We start from the raw sequence: 17,394 nt of genomic DNA on the forward strand, positions 1-17,394 counted from the left end.
CCCGGTTCGCCCCGAAGGGGGTGGCTCGGCAGGGCTTTTCCCGGCAGGGCCTTACTCGCCGGTGCTCTGTTCGGCGGTGCGTTGCTCGACCGGGTTCCGACGGATGCCGATCCACGACACGACGCCGCCGAGCACCAGCAGTGACGCGGTGACCCAGGCGGCGTTGTGGAAGCCGCCGAGGTCGAGCGCCCCGCCGACGATCGTCGACAGCATCGCCACCACGAGCAGGCCCGCGACGCGCGACACCGCGTTGTTCACCGCCGAGGCGATGCCGGAGTGCTTCTCGTCGATCGCGCCGAGGATCGCCGCGGTCAGCGGAGCGACCGTGAGGGACAGCCCGAGCCCCATCACGATCATCGCCGGGAGCACCTGCCACCAGTAGTCGAAGTCCGCGCCGACCGTGAGCAGCAGCAGGGCGCCTCCGGCCATCACGATCGGGCCGACCGTCATGAAGATGCGCGGGCCCCAGCGCCCGGCCCACGCTCCCGCGCGCGAGCTGAGCAGGATCATCAGGATCGTCATGGGGAGGCTGGCGAGACCGGCGGCCGTGGCGCTGAGCCCCGCGCCCTGCTGCAGGTACACGCCGACGACGAATCCGTTGAGCGAGAGGGCGGCGTAGACGAAGAGCGTCGCCAGGTTCCCCCAGCCGAAGTCGCGCACGCGGAAGAGCCAGAGCGGCATCAGTGGCGTGGAGGAGGTGCGCTGACGCAGCAGGAACAGGACGAACAGCCCGGCACCGATCAGGGCGGGGAGCCAGATCGCGGGGGACTGCCAGCCGAGGTTCGGCTGCTCGATGAGCGCGAACACCACCGCGCCGAGGCCGAGGGCGCACAGCGCGCCGCTCCACCAGTCGACCCGCACCGTGCGCTCATGCTCCGGCAGGTGCAGGCGGGCGAGCAGGAGAAGCGTGATGGCGATCGGGACGACGTTGATGAGGAAGACGAAGCGCCAGGAGAGGAAGTCGACGAAGAGGCCGCCGAGCAGCGGACCGACGAGCATGGCGCCGGTCGTGAACGCCGTCCACACCCCGATCGCGCTGGCCTGCACCTCGGCGCGCATCGTGGCCGTGATCAGCGCGAGCGAGCTCGGAACGAGGAGCGCTCCCGCCGCGCCCTGCGCCGCGCGGGCGATGATCAGCGTCAGCGGATCGAACGCCGCGGCCACCGCGATCGAGGCCACTCCGAAGGCGATCAGCCCGATGCGCATCACCAGCACGCGGCCGTAGGCGTCCGACACGGAGCCGGCCAGGAGGATGAGCGCGCTCAGCGTGATCAGGTAGGCGTCGACCACCCACTGCTGAGTCGTGATGCCACCGCCGATCTCGCGGCTGATCGCCGGCAGCGCGACGTTGACGACCGTGCCGTCGAGGAAGGTGACGAAGGAGGCGAGCACCGCGATCGAGATCACGAGACGCTGAACAGGGGCGAAGGATGCCACAGGCCGAGACTACTCCCGGCTGCCCGCCCCAGGGCGCGACGCGGGGCACGGCACCGCCCGGGTCACGGGGTCGGTGCCTGGTCCTGCCCGGTGATCGGGGCCGGGGTCCCCGCCCGGAGGAGCGCGGCCAGTCCGTGCACGCCCTTGCGTGCGACCGCACGTCGCTGCCGCGTCGCGCCGGTGCCGTCGCTGCGGATGTGCTCGAGTCGTTCGGTGACGAAGCCCTCGTCGCCGAACTCCTGGAGCGCGGGCGTGCTCGCGGCCCGCATCCGATCCACGACGGCCCAGGCATCGGCGGCCTCGCCCGTCGTGGGATCGATGATGCGTGCCTCCATGCCGGAGCGCGCGGCCGTCCACAGCGACGCATCGACCGCGTCGAGTCGGTCGCCCCGCAGGGAGCGGTCGTCGGAGAGCAGCAGGGCACGGCAGAGCACGGCGGCGAGGACGGAGTCCTCGGGCTCCAGCTGCGCGTCGAACACCCGGACCTCGACCGTCGGGAAGCGCTCCGACAGGCGCACGGCCCAGGACAGCGACGCCGTCTCGCCGATCGCATCCAGGTCGAGGAGCTGCCGGATGCGGCCCCGGTAGTCCTCGAGGTCGTGGAACCGGGGCGGGCACCAGGACGAGGGGAGACGGTGGATCAGCACGCTCCGCCAGCTGGCGAACGCCGTGTCGAGGCCGTTGGCGAAGGGGCTGTTGCCGGTGAGGGCCAGCAGCACGGGGAGCCAGCCGCGGATCCGATTGAGCGCGCGGACCCGCTCCTCGTCGTCGGCGATCTCGACGTGGACGTGCAGACCGTTCACCTCGTGGTCGCGGCTGAGATGCCCGAGACGGAAGGCGACATCGTCGTAGTGCGGGGAGGGGGAGACGATCGACGTCCGCGTCGTGGCGAACGGATGTCCGGTGGCGGCGGCGATCGCCCGCTGCTCCTGCGCATGCCATCCGACCAGGCCGCGCAGGTGTCGGAGCTGCCTCTCGGCCTCGGCACGGTCATCGACCGGCTCGGTGGCGGTCTCGAGCTGCGAGGTCAGGTACTCGGCCGTGACACTGCCGCCGGTGCGGAGCCGCGTGAAGCGCTCCCGCGTGCCCGCGGCCATCGCCAGGGGCACGAGGGCGTCTTCGTCGAGAAGGAGGAACTCCTCCTCGATGCCGAATCGCGCCATCGCGGGTCAGTGATTCCGGAGGGCGGAGATGAGCTCGGACTTCCGCTTCCCGCTGTAGCCGGTCAGGCCCAGCTCCTTGGCGCGCTTCTTCAACTCGGGGACGGTCCAGTCCTCGTAGTCGCCGCTCTCGCCGCCGCGGCGGCCGACCGCCTTGCGTCCGTCTCTGGCCGCGGCGTTCGAGATGCGTGCGGCCTTCTCCTTGGATGCTCCGTCATCGCGGAGCTCCTCGTAGAGTTCCGGATCCTTCAGAGAGTTGTTCCGTCTGCCCGGCATGATCCTCAGCTCCTTGCGATGGCACCTGGGAGGTACCTGAGTCAACCCCCTGACGGGGAAAGTCGTACGTGGCTACGTTTGGTCGCTGTAGACGGGCGCACTGTGCCCCGGCGAAAGGAAATCTGATGAACATTCTGTTGATCATCGTCATCGTCGTCGCTGTGATCCTCGCGATCACCGGCGGACTCGTGCAGTCGCTTCAGTTCCTGCTCTGGGTCGGACTGGTCCTGCTGGCCATCGCCGTGATCGCCTGGTTGATCCGTGCGATCAGCGGGAGCCGACGGGCCTGACCCCACAAGTGAGGCCCGCCCGTCGGCGGGCCTCACTTGTCGAAAGCCGTCTTGGCGGCGTCCTTCACGTTCTCGCCGGCCTGCTTGGCTGAGGCCTTGACCTGGTCGGCCTTGCCCTCGGCTTCGAGGCGCTCGTTGTCCGTGACCTTGCCGAGGCCTTCCTTCGCCTTGCCGGCGGCCTTCTCGGCGGCGTTCTTGATGTCATCTGCGGCACTCATGTGCTGCTCCTCTCCTAGGCGGATCGTTTGCCTTCACACCCTCGCAAACCGCGGCGAAGACGGCCAAGGGATTGACAATCCGCAGGTGCCGTGTCAACGACGCCGAACCCGTCGACGTGGCTCCGTCGAAGGACTAGCCTGGCGCCAGGCGGGTGTCCTGCCCGCGGACCTCTCGAAGAAGGAAGCGGTGTGCGATGGACTCGATGATGATGGGCGCCATGTCGAAGAACATGGAGTCGATGACCGATGACATGGCCATGATGGACATGTCCGTCCTGCAGGCCTGCATGGACGCGTGCTCGGCCTGCGAGCAGGCCTGTACGGTGTGCTCCACTCAGCTGATGGACTGCGCGCCGGCATGCATGAACTGCGCCGACATGTGCAATACGATGATGCGCTCGATGATGCGGATGCAGGGGATGACCCCCGCCACCATGATGTCGATGCTCAACGCCTGCATCGCGATGTGTCAGCTCTGCATGGACGAGTGCATGAAGCACGCCGACCACAGCGAGGTCTGCAGGATGTGCGCTCAGGCATGCCAGGCATGCATGGACGCGTGCATGGCCATGAAGGACATGATGATGGCGAGCGCCTGACCCTTCGACAGGCTCAGGGACCCAGCGACAGGCTCAGGGACCCAGCGGGGCCCAGAACGGCTTGTGGCCCGGCGGGCTCAGGCCGCGGCGACGTTGTACTGCGTGCGCCCGATCGCGAGCACGCCGTAGCGCGCGTGCAGGGCCACCGGCGTGCCGGGGCCCGCTTCGAGCGAGGCGCCCGAGCCGTTCCACAGTGCGTGCGCCGCGCCGTCGAGCCCGCGCACGACGAGGTCGCCGGTCCTGGCATCCGCCGACTCCACGATGCCGTCGACCCATTCGGCCGGCGTCGCCGAGGCGATGCGCGCCTGGATCAGGTGCAGGGCGTGGCCGGGAGCGAACGAGGAGCACCGGTCGCCGTGCTGGCACATGCACGCCGCACGCTCACGCACCGGGAGGGGCGAAAGGCGGTTCAGCGGCGTGGACACGGTGGTCTCCTTCATGATCGGGCGTTTCCGAAAGCGTAGGTCGGCATCCCGCGGGGCGATAGGCGCACCGACACGGAGTGAAACAAACAGGTGTAAGCTCGCCGGGTGCTGTTTTCGATGAGCGCCGTTCCGGCGCAGAACGGAGCCGCAGGCGCCCCCCGCGCCGCGGACAGAGGCTGAGGACCAGCCGGAGGCGGAATCCCCGTCCCCGGTGCTGCGTCATACCCGGCATCCATCGCCGGTGACCTCCACCTCCGATCGACTCGCCCGCTGCGGCGACCACTCCGAAAGCACCTCTCTCATGCGTCCCATCGACGAGCGCGCCATCCGCGCCTCCTTCATCAACGCCTCCCGCAAGGAGGTCTCCGACCTCCACCTGCCCGCCGACTTCGCGGACATCGACTTCGACAAGCTCGACTACCTCGGCTGGACCGATCCGAAGATGCCGCGCCGCGCCTACGTCGTGGCCTGGATCGACGATGCTCCCGTCGGCGTCGTGCTGCAGCGCGCCGAGCAGCGCGTGCTCGCCCGTGCGCAGTGCTCCTGGTGCGAGGACGTCACGCTCCGCAACGACGTGCAGCTGTTCGTGGCACGCAAGGCGGGCGCGGCCGGTCGCAAGGGCGACACCGTCGGCAACCTCGCGTGCGCGGAGTTCGGATGCTCCCGCAACGTGCGGGTCCTGCCCCCGCTGGCGTACCAGGGCTACGACCGCGAGCTCGCGCGCGAGATGCGCATCCTGCGCCTGCAGGAGCACGTCACCGGGTTCCTGCGCGAGGTCGCGGGGACGACGGCCTAGGCAATATCGAACGTCGCCACCGTCTCCTCGTCATCGCAGGCGCCGCCGACCCAGAGGCGGAATCCGCCGGGCTCGACCCGGCGGATTCCGTCGAGGCCGGTGAACGCGAGCCGATCCACGGGCACGTCGAACGTCACGATCTCCTCGGCGCCGGCGGCGAGATCGACCCGGCGGAACCCGATCAACTGCGCCACGGGTCGCGCGACGCTCGCGACCTCGTCGTGCGCGTAGAGCTGCACGACGTCGACGCTGTCACGGTCGCCGGTGTTCCGCACCCGCACGGATACGCGCAGGAGCTCCCCGGCCGCTGCCGTCTCGGCGACAGTGAGGTCCTCGTGCACGAAGGTCGTGTAGCCCAGGCCGAATCCGAAGGGGCGTGCGGGGGTCGGATCGGCGCTCGTGACATCGGCCCGACCGCCGAGCACCGGGTGCAGGTAGGAGTACGGCTGCGCGCCGGCGGAGCGCGGCATCGACACCGGGAGCCGCCCGGACGGCGACACCCGACCGCTGAGCAGGCGTGCGATCGCGGGGCCGCCTTCCTCGCCGGGGAAGAACGTCTGCAGCACGGCCGCCGGCCGGACGGTGTCCGCGGGGGAGTCGGATGCCGATGTCGGGGCCGCCGAGTTCACGGCGCCGAGTCCGACCATCGCCCCGGCCGCGCCGGCGCGGGGAGGAAGGGCCCAGTCGAGCGCGTACGGGCGTCCGGTCATCGCGATCAGGATCACCGGAGTGCCGGTGGCGACGACCGCCTCGACGAGCTCGCGCTGGATGCCGGGCAGCTCCAGCGACTCGACGTCGTTGCCCTCGCCGACCGTGCCGCGGCCGAAGAGTCCGGCCCGATCGCCGACGACGACGATCGCGAGATCGGCCGCCGACGCGTCGGCCACCGCGGAGGCGACGCCGCTCCGGTCGGCGCTCTCCACATCGCTGCCGATCGCGTGCGTGACCACGGCATCCGGGAACTCGTGCCGCAGCGATTCGAGAACGGATGGCAGGGCGATGCCGGCGGGCACCTCCGGATGATGCGCGAGCACATGGTTGACGAAGGAATAGCAGCCCATGAGCGCCTCCGAGCTGTCGGCATTCGGACCGATCACGGCGATGCGGGCGCGGGACGTCGGCGCCAGAGGCAGGATGCCGTCGTTGCTCAGCAGCACGACGGATTCCTCCGCGAGACGCCGGGCCAGCGCGCGATGGGCAGGGGAGTCCAGATCGACGGATGCCGGTGGCTCGGAGAAGTCGGCATCCAGCAGCCCGAGCTCATCCTTCTGCGACAGCACGCGGCCGACCGCGCGGTCGAGCACGGCCACCGGCAGTCGGCCGTCGCGCACCTGCTCCGCGAGCGTCGTGTAGGTGTCGGGTGACGGCAGCTCGATGTCGATCCCGGCGGTGAGGGCGAGGCGCGCGGCATCCGCGGAATCCGCCGCGACGCGGTGCATGCTGCGGAGGAAGTCGACCGCGAAGTAGTCCGACACCACGACCCCGTCGAAGCCCCATCTGTCACGCAGGACACCGGTGAGATATCTCGGGTCCGCACCGACGGGGACGCCGTCGATATCGGTGTACGAGTTCATGACGCTCCGCGCTCCACCCTCGCGAACGGCCATCTCGAACGGCGGGAGCAGCACGTCCTCGATCTCGCGCGGCCCCGCAGAGACCGGGGCGTGATTGCGCCCGGCGCGCGAGGCGGAGTATCCGACGAAGTGCTTCAGCGTCGCGTGCACACCGGCGGACTGCAGACCCTTCACGTAGGCGGTGCCGATCGTGCCGACCACCAGTGGATCCTCGGCGATGCACTCGTCGACCCGACCCCAGCGCGGGTCGCGGATCACGTCGAGCACCGGAGCGAGGCCCTGGTGGATGCCCAGCGTCCGCATCGATTCACCGATCGCCGCCCCGACCTCCTCGACGAGCTCGGGGTCGAAGGATGCGCCCCAGGCGAGCGGGGTCGGGAAGGTCGCCGCCTTCCAGGCCGCGAGGCCCGTCAGGCACTCCTCGTGCACGATCGCCGGGATGCCGAGCCGGGTCTCGCGCTGCAGGCGAGACTGCTCGGCCCAGAGCCACTCGGCACGTGCGACCGGGTCGACGGGTCTCGTGCCGTAGACGCGCGTGAGGTGCCCGATGCCGTGCGCGCTCGCCGCCTCGTAGCGCGTCGAGCTCTTCTTCTCCCCGGAGAGGGGCGCGACGACCTCGTCGCCCTGGTCGACCCAGAACCCGACGAGCTGGGCCTGCTTCTCCTCGAGCGTCATCTGCGCGAGGAGCGCTTCCACTCGGGGTGAGAGGTGGGGGAGGGCGGTCTGCTGCGACACGGTGGTCTCTTTCATCGTCGTGGGTCCTGCCGTCGGGCGCACCGCGGTCATCCCTTCACCGCGCCGGTCAGTCCGCCGACGATGCGCCGCTCGAAGACGCTGAAGAAGATGAGCGCCGGGATCATCGACAGCGAGGTGAAGGCCAGGACCTTCGCCGTGTCGACCGAGTACTGCGAGGCGAACGACTGGACCCCGAGCGGGAGGGTGAAGGCCGCCGCATCGTTGAGGATGAACAGCGGGAGCAGGTAGCCGTTCCAGCTGCCGATGAAGGCCAGGATGCCGGTCGTGATCACCCCTGGGAGCGAGAGCGGCAGCACCATCCGCCAGAAGAAGCCGAGGCGGCTGCATCCGTCGATGAACGCGGCCTCCTGGATCTCGTCGGGGATCGCGCGCAGGAACGGCACCAGGATGATGATCGTCGTCGGCAGGGCGAACGCGATCTGCGGGAGGATCACACCGCCGAGCGAGTTCATCAACCCGAGACTGCGCACCACGATGTAGAGCGGGGTGATCGCGACCGTCAGCGGGAACATGAGTCCCGCCGCGAAGAAGGCGTACAGCACCCCGCGACCGGCGAACCGGTAGCGCGCGAGCACGTAGGCCGCCATCAGCCCGAGAGCGACCACGCCGACCGTGGTCGTGAGCGCGACGATGAGCGAGTTGAGCACCTGTCGCCAGAAGACGCCGCCGGTGAGCACGTCCAGGTAGTTCGACAGCACCCAGGGCTGCGGGAGTCCCGAGGGATCGGTCGTGATCTGGGCGTTCGTGCGGAATCCGCCGACGATGATGTACGCGATCGGAGCCAGCATCAGCCCCACGACGATCAGGGCGACGAAGTAGACCGCGGGACTCGCCCAGGGCAGCCGTGGTCGCGCGCCGAGCCGGCGGCCGGCCCGCGGCGTGATGAGTGCAGCAGTGGCGGTCATCGCTTGACCTTCTTCCTTCCGGCGCCGGTCAGGGCGCCATCCGTGTCGCGCTTGAGGATCGCCCGCTGGTAGATCAGGGCGACGACGAGCGAGATCAGGAACAGCACGACGGCGACGGCGTTCCCGTAGCCGAAGTTCCCGGCGTTGCGCCCCTCGGACACCATGTAGGTGGCCATCGTGGAGGTGCCGGCGGTGGAGGCGATGTACTGCCCCCAGATGATGTAGACGAGATCGAACAGCTGCAGCGAGCCGATGATCGACAGGAACGCCCAGATGCGCAGCGTCGGTGCGAGCAGGGGCAGCGTGATGCGCCACTGGATCTGCCAGTAGGAGGCGCCGTCGATGGCCGCCGCCTCGTGGAGCTCCTCCGGGATCCCCTGGAGCCCGGCGAGGAACAGGATGACGGCGAAGCCGACGTACTTCCACGTGATGATGGCCATGAGGGTCCAGATCGCGATGCCGGGATCGGACAGCCAGTCGTTCGCGAGGAACCCCAGTCCCATGTTCGTCAGGAGCGCGTTGAGGGCGCCGCTGGTCTGGAGCATCAGGCTCCAGCCCGTGCCGACCACGACCTCGGAGATCACGTACGGCACGAAGATCAGCACGCGGATCAGCGACTGTCCGCGCATCCGGCGGTTCAGCAGCAGGGCGAGCAGGATCGCGACCGGCCCCTGGAGCACCAGCGACATCACGAGGATGACGCCGTTGTGCGCCAGGGCATCGTGGAACAGCGGATCCTGCAGGATCGTGAGGTAGTTCTTGAAGCCGACGAAGTCGGTGGGCGGACCGTATCCCTGCCAGCTGAAGAAGCCGTAGTACGCGGCCATCAGCACGGGGAAGATCACGAAGGCGAGGAAGACGAGCAGGGCGGGCCCGGCCAGAAGGATCACTTCCAGCCGGGCGAGCGCCTCACGCCTTCGCTGCAGCATCCTTGACAGCCTGGACGATGTCCTCCGGGGAGCCCTGGCCTGCGAGCATCGTCACCACGGCGACGTTCAGCGCGTTGCCGACGTTCTGCCCGTAGACGGTGTCGAGCCACTGCGACGCATAGGGTGCCGCGTTGTAGGCCTCGAGGATGGTCTGCAGATACGGCTCCGTGACCGCCTCCTGAGCGACCGTGTTCACGGGCGGCGCGTTGAAGGCCTTGTAGTACGCGGTCTGTACCTCGGACGTGCCCAGGTAGTTCAGGAAGTCGACGCACGCGTCCGGAGCATCCACCGAGCACGAGTAGCCGTCGACGCCGCCCATCATCGATCCGGGCTCGCCCTCGCCGCCCTCGACCTCGGGGAACGGGAACCAGGACAGATCGGGGAGCGGCTTCTGGTCCGGCGTCAGCGAGCCGATCACGCCGGGGTTCCAGGCGCCCATGAGCTCCATCGCCGCCTGGTGGTTCGCGATGAGACCGGCCGAGCTCGCCGCGCCCTGCTGGGCGGTGGTGGTCAGGAAGCCGCTGTTGAACGGCTCTGTGGCCGCGAAGTCCTGCAGATCCTCACCGGCACGGATCCAGCAGTCGTCGTCGAAGTTCATCTCGTCTGCCGCCTGGGCGAGCGTCTCGGGGCTGCACTCGCGCAGGGCGAACCAGTAGTACCAGTGCGCGGCGGGCCAGGCGTCCTTCGCGCCGAGGGCGACGGGCTCGATGCCGGCGGTCCGGAGGGCTTCGGTCGCGGCTGTGAGCTCGTCGATCGTGGTCGGGTTCTCGGTGATGCCCGCCTGGTCGAACAGATCCTGGCTGTAGAAGAGCCCGCCGGGGAGCACGGCGACCGGCATGGCGTAGATCTTGTCGTCCAGGCTGTTGGCCGAGTAGGCGGCATCCGGGATCTCTTCGGCGGCAGGACCGGAGATGGCCTCAGTCAGGTCTTTGAGCTGGCCCGCCTTCACCATCGCGGCCATCTTGCCGCCGCCGCGCTGCAGGAAGATGTCGGGGGCGTCGCCGGAGTTGAGAGCGGTCTGGAGCTTGCCGTCGAGGTCTTCGTTCTGGATGGACTGGATCTCGATCGTGACGCCCGGGTTCGCCTCCTCGAAGTCGGCGACCGTCGCCTCCCAGAACTCGACACCCGGTCCGGTGGTGGAGTTGTGCCAGAGGGTCATGGCGGCGCCGTCTCCGTCGGAGCCGCCGCCGGTGTCGCCTGCCGTACAGCCCGAGAGGGCGAGTGCTCCGACGGCGAGCACCGCCGCGGAGGCAAGGGGGAGCCTTCTGCTGATCATGTGATTGTTCTCCTCATCGAGTTGCGCGCCGCGTCGATGCGGGCGCCCGCGGCGGCTCGGGTGAGACCGCGGTGGGATGCAGTCTTCTGCCGGCGAGACTGGTCGTCAAACGTTTTCGAAAACAGTTTCCAATCGAGGATGCGCAGGGTCTACGCTGGCGGATCATGAGCGGGAGAACCACGATCCACGACGTCGCGAGAGCGGCGGGGGTGTCGGTGTCGACCGTCTCCAAGGCGGTCAACGGCCGGTACGGGATCGCCGATGCCACGGTGCGGCGTGTGCTCGACGCGGTGCGCGAGCTCGGCTACGAATCGAGCCTCGTCGCGAGCAGCATGCGCGCTCGTCGGACGGGGGTGATCGGAGTCCTGCTGGCGGATTTCGAGCCGTTCAGCGCCGAGATCCTCAAGGGCGTCGGCCTCGCGGTGCACGACACCGCCTTCGATCTCCTGGCCTACAGCGGCTCGCATCACGGCGCCGGTGACGGCTGGGAGCGCCGCTCCCTCAGCCGTCTCTCCGGCACCCTGATCGACGCGGCGATCATGGTGACGCCGACGGTCGTGAGCGCCGCCACCGAGATCCCGGTCGTGGCGATCGATCCGCACACGGGCCGGGCCGACCTGCCCACCGTCGAGTCCGACAGCTTCGGCGGAGCGCTCACCGCCACGCGCCATCTCATCGAGCTCGGTCACCGCAGGATCGGGTTCCTCGCGGGGCGCCCGGACCTGCGTTCGGCCGGACTGCGCGATGCCGGGTACCGTCGTGCGCTCTCGGATGCCGGCATCCCGATCGATCCGTCGCTGATCGGGGTCGGCCGCTATGAGCTCGAGACGACGCGGGAGTCCGCGCGGCTCCTGCTCGCGAGTCCGACGCGGCCCACCGCCGTGTTCGCCGCGAACGACCTCTCCGCGATCGCCGTGATCGAGGTCGCGCAGGAGATGGGGCTGCGGGTGCCGCACGATCTCTCGGTGATCGGCTTCGACGACGTGCCGGAGGCATCACGGCGAGCGCTTCCGCTCACCACGATCCAGCAGCCGATGCGTCGCCTGGGTCAGGTGGCGGCGGACATGGTCTTCACGCTCCTCGCGGGGCGCGAGATCGAGCAGACGCACGTGACCCTTCCGACGCGGCTCGTGGTCAGGGCGACGACGGCGCGTCCCGCCGGGTGACCGCCCGGACGTGCTCCCACGCGGGCTCGGCAAGGCCGACCGACAGCCGGGCGAACTCGTCGAAGCTGCGGCGCGCCGGCCAGTCCGACGGCAGCATCGACGGCGGCAGGCCGGGGTCGGTGTACGGCAGCACGCGCCAGCTGTCGATCAGCCGCACGTACGCCGCGAAGGGTTCGGCGGGAAGGGCGGCGAGCGAGTCCTGGAAGGCGAGGTGCTCGGCGCGCAGCGCCTCGAGATCCCACCAGTGCGCCGCGGCGTCGATCAGCGAGCCGGCAGGCAGCGGGTCGGACGCCCGGAACAGGGTGGTCCAGGGGCGGGCACCGAGGTCGTCGAGGATCTCGAGCACCTCGTCCTGGAGGTGTCCCGGGCAGATCCAGAGGGCGGGCGACACGTTGCCGGCGCCGATCCACTGCAGCCGGCGGCGCAGCTGGTGACGCACGCTGCGGGCGCTCTCGGGGACCGAGAACGACACGAGGCACCAGGTGTCGGCATCCGTCATCTCGCGCATCTCGAAGATGCGACGGTCACCGCGCTCCAGCATCCCGACGGCAGCCGGGTTCAGGCGGTACCCGATCGTCTCGGAGCGCTCCGGGATGAGGAGGCCCTTCTGCTTCAGCCGCGTGATGCCGGTCCGCGCCTGTGCGGCGGGGATGCCGAGATCGCCTGCGAGCGCGACAAGGTCGGCGGCCGAGATCTCTCCGCCCAGCGGCCGCAGGTAGAGCCCGATCAGCGTGCGCAGCAGTGACGCGGTGCTTCCGGGTCGCGCATCGATGTCGTCCAGCACGGCCGGGCTCCCCGAGCCCGCCTGGGTCCCTGAGCCTCGCTGGGTCCCTGAGCCTGTCGAAGGGTCAGCGTCCATCGGACTTCAGGGCGTCGCGCACCGCGAGGATGCCCGTCACCGTCTCGACGTGCGACGTGCTCAGCGGCGAGAGCCCGAGGCGGATGCCGTCGGGGAAGCGGAAGTCGGGGATGATCCCGTCCTCCCACAGGCGCCGGGTGACCTCGCGGAAGTCGGGGTGGCCGATCGTCACGTGGCCGCCGCGGAGCTGCGGATCGCGCGGGCTGAGCAGGCGCACGTCGAGGGGGGCGAGGACCTCGTCGTAGGCCTGCACCGCGAGCTCGGTCAGCGATGTCGACTTCGCGCGCACCTCAGCGATCGTCGCCTGCTCGATGAGGTCGAGCATCCCCTGCATCGCGAGCATGGACGTCACCGGCGGAGTGCCGCTGAGCAGCTGCCGGATGTCGCCTGCCGGGGCGTACTCGGGACCCATCGCGAAGATGTCGGCCGCACTCCACCACCCCTGGACGGGCTGGCGCAGCACGCCCTGCAGGTCGTGGCGGAGGTACGCGAACGCGGGGGAGCCGGGTCCGCCGTTGAGGTACTTGTACGTGCACCCCACTGCCATGTCGACCCCCCAGGCGTCGAGCTGCATCGGGACGACACCGGCGGAATGGCACAGGTCCCACATCATCAGCGCGCCCGACTCGTGCACGGCCGCCGTGATCGCCTCCATGTCGGCGAGGGCGCCCGAACGGTAGTCCACGTGGCTGAGCGAGACGAGCGCGGTGCGCTCCGACACCGCGTGGTGCACGTCGGCCACGGTCACACCCCGCACCGGGTCGGGGTCGAGCCAGCGCAGCGTCATGCCGGCCTCGGCTGCCACGCCTTCGGCGAGGAAGCGGTCGGTCGGGAAGTTGCCCGCCTCGATGACGAGCTCGGTCCGCGCAGGCGCGCCGTTCGTGCCCTGACGCCCATCCGTCGATCCCTGAGCCCGCCCCGTGGGTCCCTGCGCTCGCCCCGTGGGTCCCTGAGCGTGTCGAAGGGCGGCGCGCATGAGCTTGTAGATGAGCACGCTGGTCGAGTCGGCGATGACGGTCTGTCCGGCCGCGGCGCCCAGGGCGACGCGGCCGATGCGGTCGCCGAGCTCCATCGGCAGGGCCATCCACTGCTCGTCCCACGAGCGGATCAGTCGCGTGCCCCAGTCCTCGCGCACGAAGGTCGCGAGCTTCTCGGGGATGTCGCGCAGCGGGCGGCCGAGCGAGTTGCCGTCGAGGTACGCCGTGACGCCGGGGGCGTCGAGGAACGCGTCGAGGTGCGCACCGAGCGGGTCGGCGGCATCGAGGGCGCGGGCGGTGTCGAGGAGGTCGGTCATGTCACACCTTCAGATCGGCGGGGGTGGGGCGGCGGGCGCGGAGCGGGTCCGCGTCGCCGCGGAGGAAGAGGAGGACGGATGCCGGGTCGCGCGGGTCGGCCGGAGCGAGCGCGCGGACGAGGGCGAGGCCGTCGATGCCCGCCTCCCGGAGTGCAGCGACCTCGCCGGGATGCAGGTCGACGGGCGTCGGACCGTTGCCCATGTCGGTGCCGTAGAGCACGGTTCCGCCCGCGGCGTGGAAGCGTCGGACGTTGTCGATCGCCGTCGCCCGCTCGGGGTCGTCGTGGATCGCGAGCGTCGAGATCCAGCGGACGGATGCCGCCTGCACCGCGATCTCCTCGTCGGAGAGCCGCTCGGAGAAAGGGGCGTGGGCGAGCGCGGCGGCACCGAGTCGGGCCGCCCGCTGCGCCTCGCCGGGGCCCTGCGCGTGCACGACGACGGGGAGGTCGCGCGCGGCGGCGAGCTCGATGATCGTGCGGAGCAGGTCATCGTCGAACACGGGACCGGCATCGCTGTTGCTCGCGACCTTGATGCGGGTGGCACCGGCATCCGCCATCTCCGCGACGGCCGCGGCGGCGTCGTCGGTGCTCGCGATCTCGCGGAAGGAACCGCTCGGCGCCCAGTCGCGGTCGGACGGGTATCCGCCCGGCGGGGTGAGAAAGGCGCCGGCGAACTCGACGGTGGGGCCAAGCGGCGTGCGCAACTCAGCAAGAACTTCGCCGAATCGGGCGGAACCCGGCGGGGAGATGCTGTTCAGCGACGTTCGTGCTGAATTGTGAACGGCCAGCTGTGCCAGCACCTCGACGTTCCCGCCCAGATCCACCACGCGACCCAGCACCGAATCCGCCAGCAGGTCGACGTCGACGAGCTCCAGGTGCACGTGGTGGTCGGTGAATCCGCCGACGATGACGCCGTCGAGGCGCGGCAGGTCCGCCGGCAGCGCGACTTCGCGCAGCAGCATCTGTCCGTCGTCGTCGGCCTCGACGACGCCCTCGCGCCATCCTTCGCCGTCGAAGAAGGTGACGGCGAACATCAGCCGCCGATCTCGGTGCGCACGGTGTACAGCTCGGGGAAGAACGTGAGATCCAGTGCGCGCTGCAGGAATCCCACCCCGCTCGATCCGCCGGTGCCGACCTTCATGCCGATCGTCCGGGCGACGGTCTTGAGGTGGCGGAAGCGCCAGAACTGGAAGTTGTCCTCGAGGTCGACGAGGTCTTCGCACGCCTCGTACAGGTCCCAGTTCTGCTGGTGGTTCTGGTAGGTCTCGCGGATCGCCGGCACGAGCTCGGGGGTCTCGCGGTAGGGCTCGCGAACATCGCGCTCGAGGATCGAGGCGGGCACGGGCAGTCCGCGCCGCGAGGCATAGCGGAGGAACTCGTCGTACAGGGTCGGCTTCTCCCACTCGGCCGTCAGCAGCGCGAGATTGGCGGGATGATCGGCGAAGACCTGCAGCATCTTCTCGTTCTTGTTGCCGAGGGCGAACTCCACCGCGCGGTACTGCACCGACTGGAAGCCGGACGAGTTGCCCAGCGCCCCGCGGAACTGCGCGTACTCGGTCGGCGTGAGCGTCGCCAGGATCGCCCACTGCTGCGTCATGACGTCCTGGATCCTCTTCACGCGCGCGACCCGCTTCAGCGCCTCGCGGAGGTCGTCGCTCGCGAGCAGTTCACGGGCCGAGGAGAGCTCGTGCAGCAGCTGCTTGAGCCAGAGCTCCGTGGTCTGGTGCTGGATGATGAACAGCATCTCGTCGTGGTGCTGCGGGGCGCTGACCGGATGCTGCGCCGTGAGCAGCTGATCGAGCCCGAGGTACGACCCGTAGGTCATCTTTCCCGACAGGTCCGTGACGATGCCGGACTCCAGGGTGCGCTCGTTCTCGGTGCTCATGACCCCGAACATATCACTTCTGTGGCGAACGTCATAGGTGTGAAATGCTGGCGCGATGGTGGAATTTCACAACTGGACCGTACCAATTGTTTCGAGGAGGTTACATTTTGTCGTCATGGTTGCTATGGTCTGGCATAGTCGAACCACCACTGGACCGTACCACTTGGAGGAATGATGCAGAAGAACCGAGCACTGACGCTGGGCGCAATCGCTGTGTCCGCAGCGCTGCTGGCCGGCTGCTCGACCGGATCGGGCGGCTCCGGCGGCTCCGACGGCTCGGGCGAGGGCACCGTGAAGCTCGTCGCCTGGCCGGGCCCGGAGGGCGATGCGATGGCTCAGGTCGTCGACGCCTACAACGCCGGGCAGGGCAAGGAGGACGGCGTCGAGGTCGAGGTGACCCTGCTCTCACGGCAGGACACGTTCTCGAAGGAGACGGCGCTCATGGCATCGAAGTCCTCCGACGTCGACATCTACTGGACGGCGTCGTACAACGTCGGGCAGTTCGCTCCGTCGCTCGAACCCCTCACCGACATCGACACGTCCGCATACTTCCCGGTCGCCGCCGAGGGGCTCACGTACGAGGGCGAGCTCTATGCCCTTCCGCTCGACGTGAGCAATCACTTCCTCCTCTACCGGAAGGACCTCATCGACGCGCTGCTCAGCGACCCGGCCGCGCAGGCCGAGTACGAGAAGATCAGCGAGACGGTGCTCGGGGAGGCGCGCGCCCCGAAGGACCCGAGCGAGTGGGACCTCGACGACTTCAAGGTCGCCGCCGCCTACTTCTCGCAGAGCACGAACCCCGATTCGCCCACCGAGTACGGCACGATCCTGCAGGCCAAGAACCTGCTGTACAACACGATGATCTGGAACGACGTGCTGTGGGGCTACGGCGGCAACTGGGAAGAGGACGGCAAGGCCGCCCTCACGAGCGACGCCGCGAAGAAGGCCGTCCAGCTCTACGCAGACATCTATGAGAACAAGTGGACGTCGCCGGACAGCGCGCAGGCCGAGTTCCCGGAGACCCAGGCGGCCCTGCAGTCGGGTGACACCGCTTTCGCGATCCAGTGGTCTGCGGCGTTCGCGGCACTCAACGACCCGGAGCAATCGCCCGACGTCGCCGGCAAGATCGCCATCGCTCCCGTGCCGGGCGGGCAGACGCACGTGCACGCGCTCGCCGTCTCGCTGAACAAGTACAGCGAGAACAAGGATGCTGCGAAGAAGTTCCTCTCGTTCCTCGCCACCACCGATGCGATGACGCAGTACGCCGAGGCGGGCGGGATCCCGGCGATGCCCGAGGTGCTCGAGGCCAAGGCCGACATCAACCCCGCGTTCGCGCAGGTCTCCGACAGCATCTCGGAGTACGGCTTCTCGGAGCCGGTGTTCCCGCAGACCTTCCAGGCCTACAGCAAGCTGGCCGAGGATCTGAGCGGAGCGTGGGTCGGTCAGACCGACGTCGATGAGGCGCTCGAGACCGCGAACGCCAACCTGCAGGAGCTGCTGGACCGCTAGCGACTCCGGGGCGGGCCAGCGCGGCCCGCCCCGGAGCACCC

The 17,394-nt window shown here is 69.3% G+C and carries 18 protein-coding genes; 5 read left to right on the forward strand and 13 right to left on the reverse strand.

What is annotated here, in order from left to right:
• Window positions 1–51: 51 nt before the first annotated feature.
• The 3 genes from DC434_RS12025 to DC434_RS12035 all read right to left on the reverse strand — a co-directional run bounded on the left by DC434_RS12025 (window position 52) and on the right by DC434_RS12035 (window position 2,873).
• Entirely contained in the window at window positions 52–1,437 is a 1,386-nt protein-coding gene (locus DC434_RS12025) for an MFS transporter (protein WP_116635545.1), read from the reverse strand.
• 62 nt (window positions 1,438–1,499) lie between these two features.
• Entirely contained in the window at window positions 1,500–2,600 is a 1,101-nt protein-coding gene (locus DC434_RS12030; protein WP_116635546.1) for a YbdK family carboxylate-amine ligase, read from the reverse strand.
• 6 nt (window positions 2,601–2,606) lie between these two features.
• Window positions 2,607–2,873, reverse strand: a complete 267-nt coding sequence (locus tag DC434_RS12035; RefSeq protein ID WP_116635547.1) for a Rho termination factor N-terminal domain-containing protein — start codon at window positions 2,871–2,873, stop codon at window positions 2,607–2,609.
• 125 nt (window positions 2,874–2,998) lie between these two features.
• Between DC434_RS12035 and DC434_RS20135 the strand changes: the two genes are divergently transcribed.
• Entirely contained in the window at window positions 2,999–3,163 is a 165-nt protein-coding gene (locus tag DC434_RS20135) for a hypothetical protein (protein ID WP_162836769.1), read from the forward strand.
• A gap of 32 nt (window positions 3,164–3,195) precedes the next feature.
• On the opposite strand, the gene DC434_RS12040 is transcribed toward DC434_RS20135, so the two are convergent.
• The gene (locus DC434_RS12040; RefSeq protein ID WP_116635548.1) at window positions 3,196–3,381 is read right to left on the reverse strand and encodes a CsbD family protein; all 186 of its coding nucleotides are present in this window, start codon (window positions 3,379–3,381) and stop codon (window positions 3,196–3,198) included.
• 194 nt (window positions 3,382–3,575) lie between these two features.
• Between DC434_RS12040 and DC434_RS12045 the strand changes: the two genes are divergently transcribed.
• Window positions 3,576–3,980: a hypothetical protein gene (locus tag DC434_RS12045; RefSeq protein WP_116635549.1), complete on the forward strand. Its 405-nt coding sequence runs from the start codon at window positions 3,576–3,578 to the stop codon at window positions 3,978–3,980.
• Window positions 3,981–4,057: 77 nt separating this feature from the next.
• Here the strand turns inward: DC434_RS12045 and DC434_RS12050 are convergent, their stop codons facing one another.
• On the reverse strand, window positions 4,058–4,405 hold the full coding sequence (locus DC434_RS12050) for a hypothetical protein (RefSeq protein ID WP_116635935.1): 348 nt from the start codon (window positions 4,403–4,405) through the stop codon (window positions 4,058–4,060).
• A gap of 301 nt (window positions 4,406–4,706) precedes the next feature.
• On the opposite strand from DC434_RS12050, the gene DC434_RS12055 reads away from it, so the two are divergent.
• On the forward strand, window positions 4,707–5,201 hold the full coding sequence (locus DC434_RS12055; RefSeq protein WP_116635550.1) for an FBP domain-containing protein: 495 nt from the start codon (window positions 4,707–4,709) through the stop codon (window positions 5,199–5,201).
• Here DC434_RS12055 and DC434_RS12060 read toward each other — a convergent pair.
• The 4 genes from DC434_RS12060 to DC434_RS12075 are packed head-to-tail and all read right to left on the reverse strand — an operon-like array spanning window position 5,198 to window position 10,641.
• Window positions 5,198–7,525: a glycoside hydrolase family 3 N-terminal domain-containing protein gene (locus DC434_RS12060; protein ID WP_116635936.1), complete on the reverse strand. Its 2,328-nt coding sequence runs from the start codon at window positions 7,523–7,525 to the stop codon at window positions 5,198–5,200. The two genes, DC434_RS12055 and DC434_RS12060, sit on opposite strands and share 4 nt — an antisense overlap.
• 32 nt (window positions 7,526–7,557) lie before the next feature.
• Window positions 7,558–8,436, reverse strand: coding sequence for a carbohydrate ABC transporter permease (locus tag DC434_RS12065; protein ID WP_116635551.1), 879 nt, complete (start codon window positions 8,434–8,436; stop codon window positions 7,558–7,560).
• Complete coding sequence (locus tag DC434_RS12070) at window positions 8,433–9,365, reverse strand: sugar ABC transporter permease (RefSeq protein ID WP_116635552.1); 933 nt, start codon at window positions 9,363–9,365, stop codon at window positions 8,433–8,435. The genes DC434_RS12065 and DC434_RS12070 overlap by 4 nt, the downstream gene beginning before the upstream one ends.
• The gene (locus tag DC434_RS12075) at window positions 9,346–10,641 is read right to left on the reverse strand and encodes an extracellular solute-binding protein (protein ID WP_116635553.1); all 1,296 of its coding nucleotides are present in this window, start codon (window positions 10,639–10,641) and stop codon (window positions 9,346–9,348) included. Before DC434_RS12075 ends, DC434_RS12070 begins: the two co-directional genes overlap by 20 nt.
• Window positions 10,642–10,805: 164 nt before the next feature.
• On the opposite strand from DC434_RS12075, the gene DC434_RS12080 reads away from it, so the two are divergent.
• Entirely contained in the window at window positions 10,806–11,807 is a 1,002-nt protein-coding gene (locus DC434_RS12080; protein ID WP_116635554.1) for a LacI family DNA-binding transcriptional regulator, read from the forward strand.
• Here DC434_RS12080 and DC434_RS12085 read toward each other — a convergent pair.
• Genes DC434_RS12085 through DC434_RS12100 form a run of 4 tightly spaced genes read right to left on the reverse strand, consistent with a single transcriptional unit; the run spans window position 11,776 to window position 15,844 of the window.
• Window positions 11,776–12,666, reverse strand: coding sequence for a PaaX family transcriptional regulator C-terminal domain-containing protein (locus tag DC434_RS12085; protein WP_116635555.1), 891 nt, complete (start codon window positions 12,664–12,666; stop codon window positions 11,776–11,778). The two genes, DC434_RS12080 and DC434_RS12085, sit on opposite strands and share 32 nt — an antisense overlap.
• Window positions 12,656–13,960 (reverse strand): aminotransferase class V-fold PLP-dependent enzyme, encoded by a 1,305-nt coding sequence (locus DC434_RS12090; protein WP_116635556.1) that lies wholly within the window; start codon window positions 13,958–13,960, stop codon window positions 12,656–12,658. The genes DC434_RS12085 and DC434_RS12090 overlap by 11 nt, the downstream gene beginning before the upstream one ends.
• 1 nt (window position 13,961) lies before the next feature.
• Window positions 13,962–14,993 (reverse strand): hydrolase, encoded by a 1,032-nt coding sequence (locus DC434_RS12095; protein WP_116635557.1) that lies wholly within the window; start codon window positions 14,991–14,993, stop codon window positions 13,962–13,964.
• Window positions 14,993–15,844 carry a tryptophan 2,3-dioxygenase family protein gene (locus tag DC434_RS12100; RefSeq protein WP_116635937.1) on the reverse strand — a complete coding sequence of 284 codons (852 nt, stop codon included), beginning with the start codon at window positions 15,842–15,844 and terminating at the stop codon, window positions 14,993–14,995. Before DC434_RS12100 ends, DC434_RS12095 begins: the two co-directional genes overlap by 1 nt.
• 174 nt (window positions 15,845–16,018) lie before the next feature.
• Here DC434_RS12100 and DC434_RS12105 point away from each other — a divergent pair, with 174 nt between their 5' ends.
• Window positions 16,019–17,353, forward strand: coding sequence for an extracellular solute-binding protein (locus DC434_RS12105; RefSeq protein WP_165808061.1), 1,335 nt, complete (start codon window positions 16,019–16,021; stop codon window positions 17,351–17,353).
• Window positions 17,354–17,394 lie beyond the last annotated feature (41 nt).

The sequence above is a fragment of the Microbacterium sp. TPD7012 genome (genome assembly GCF_003075395.1).
Classification (GTDB): domain Bacteria; phylum Actinomycetota; class Actinomycetes; order Actinomycetales; family Microbacteriaceae; genus Microbacterium.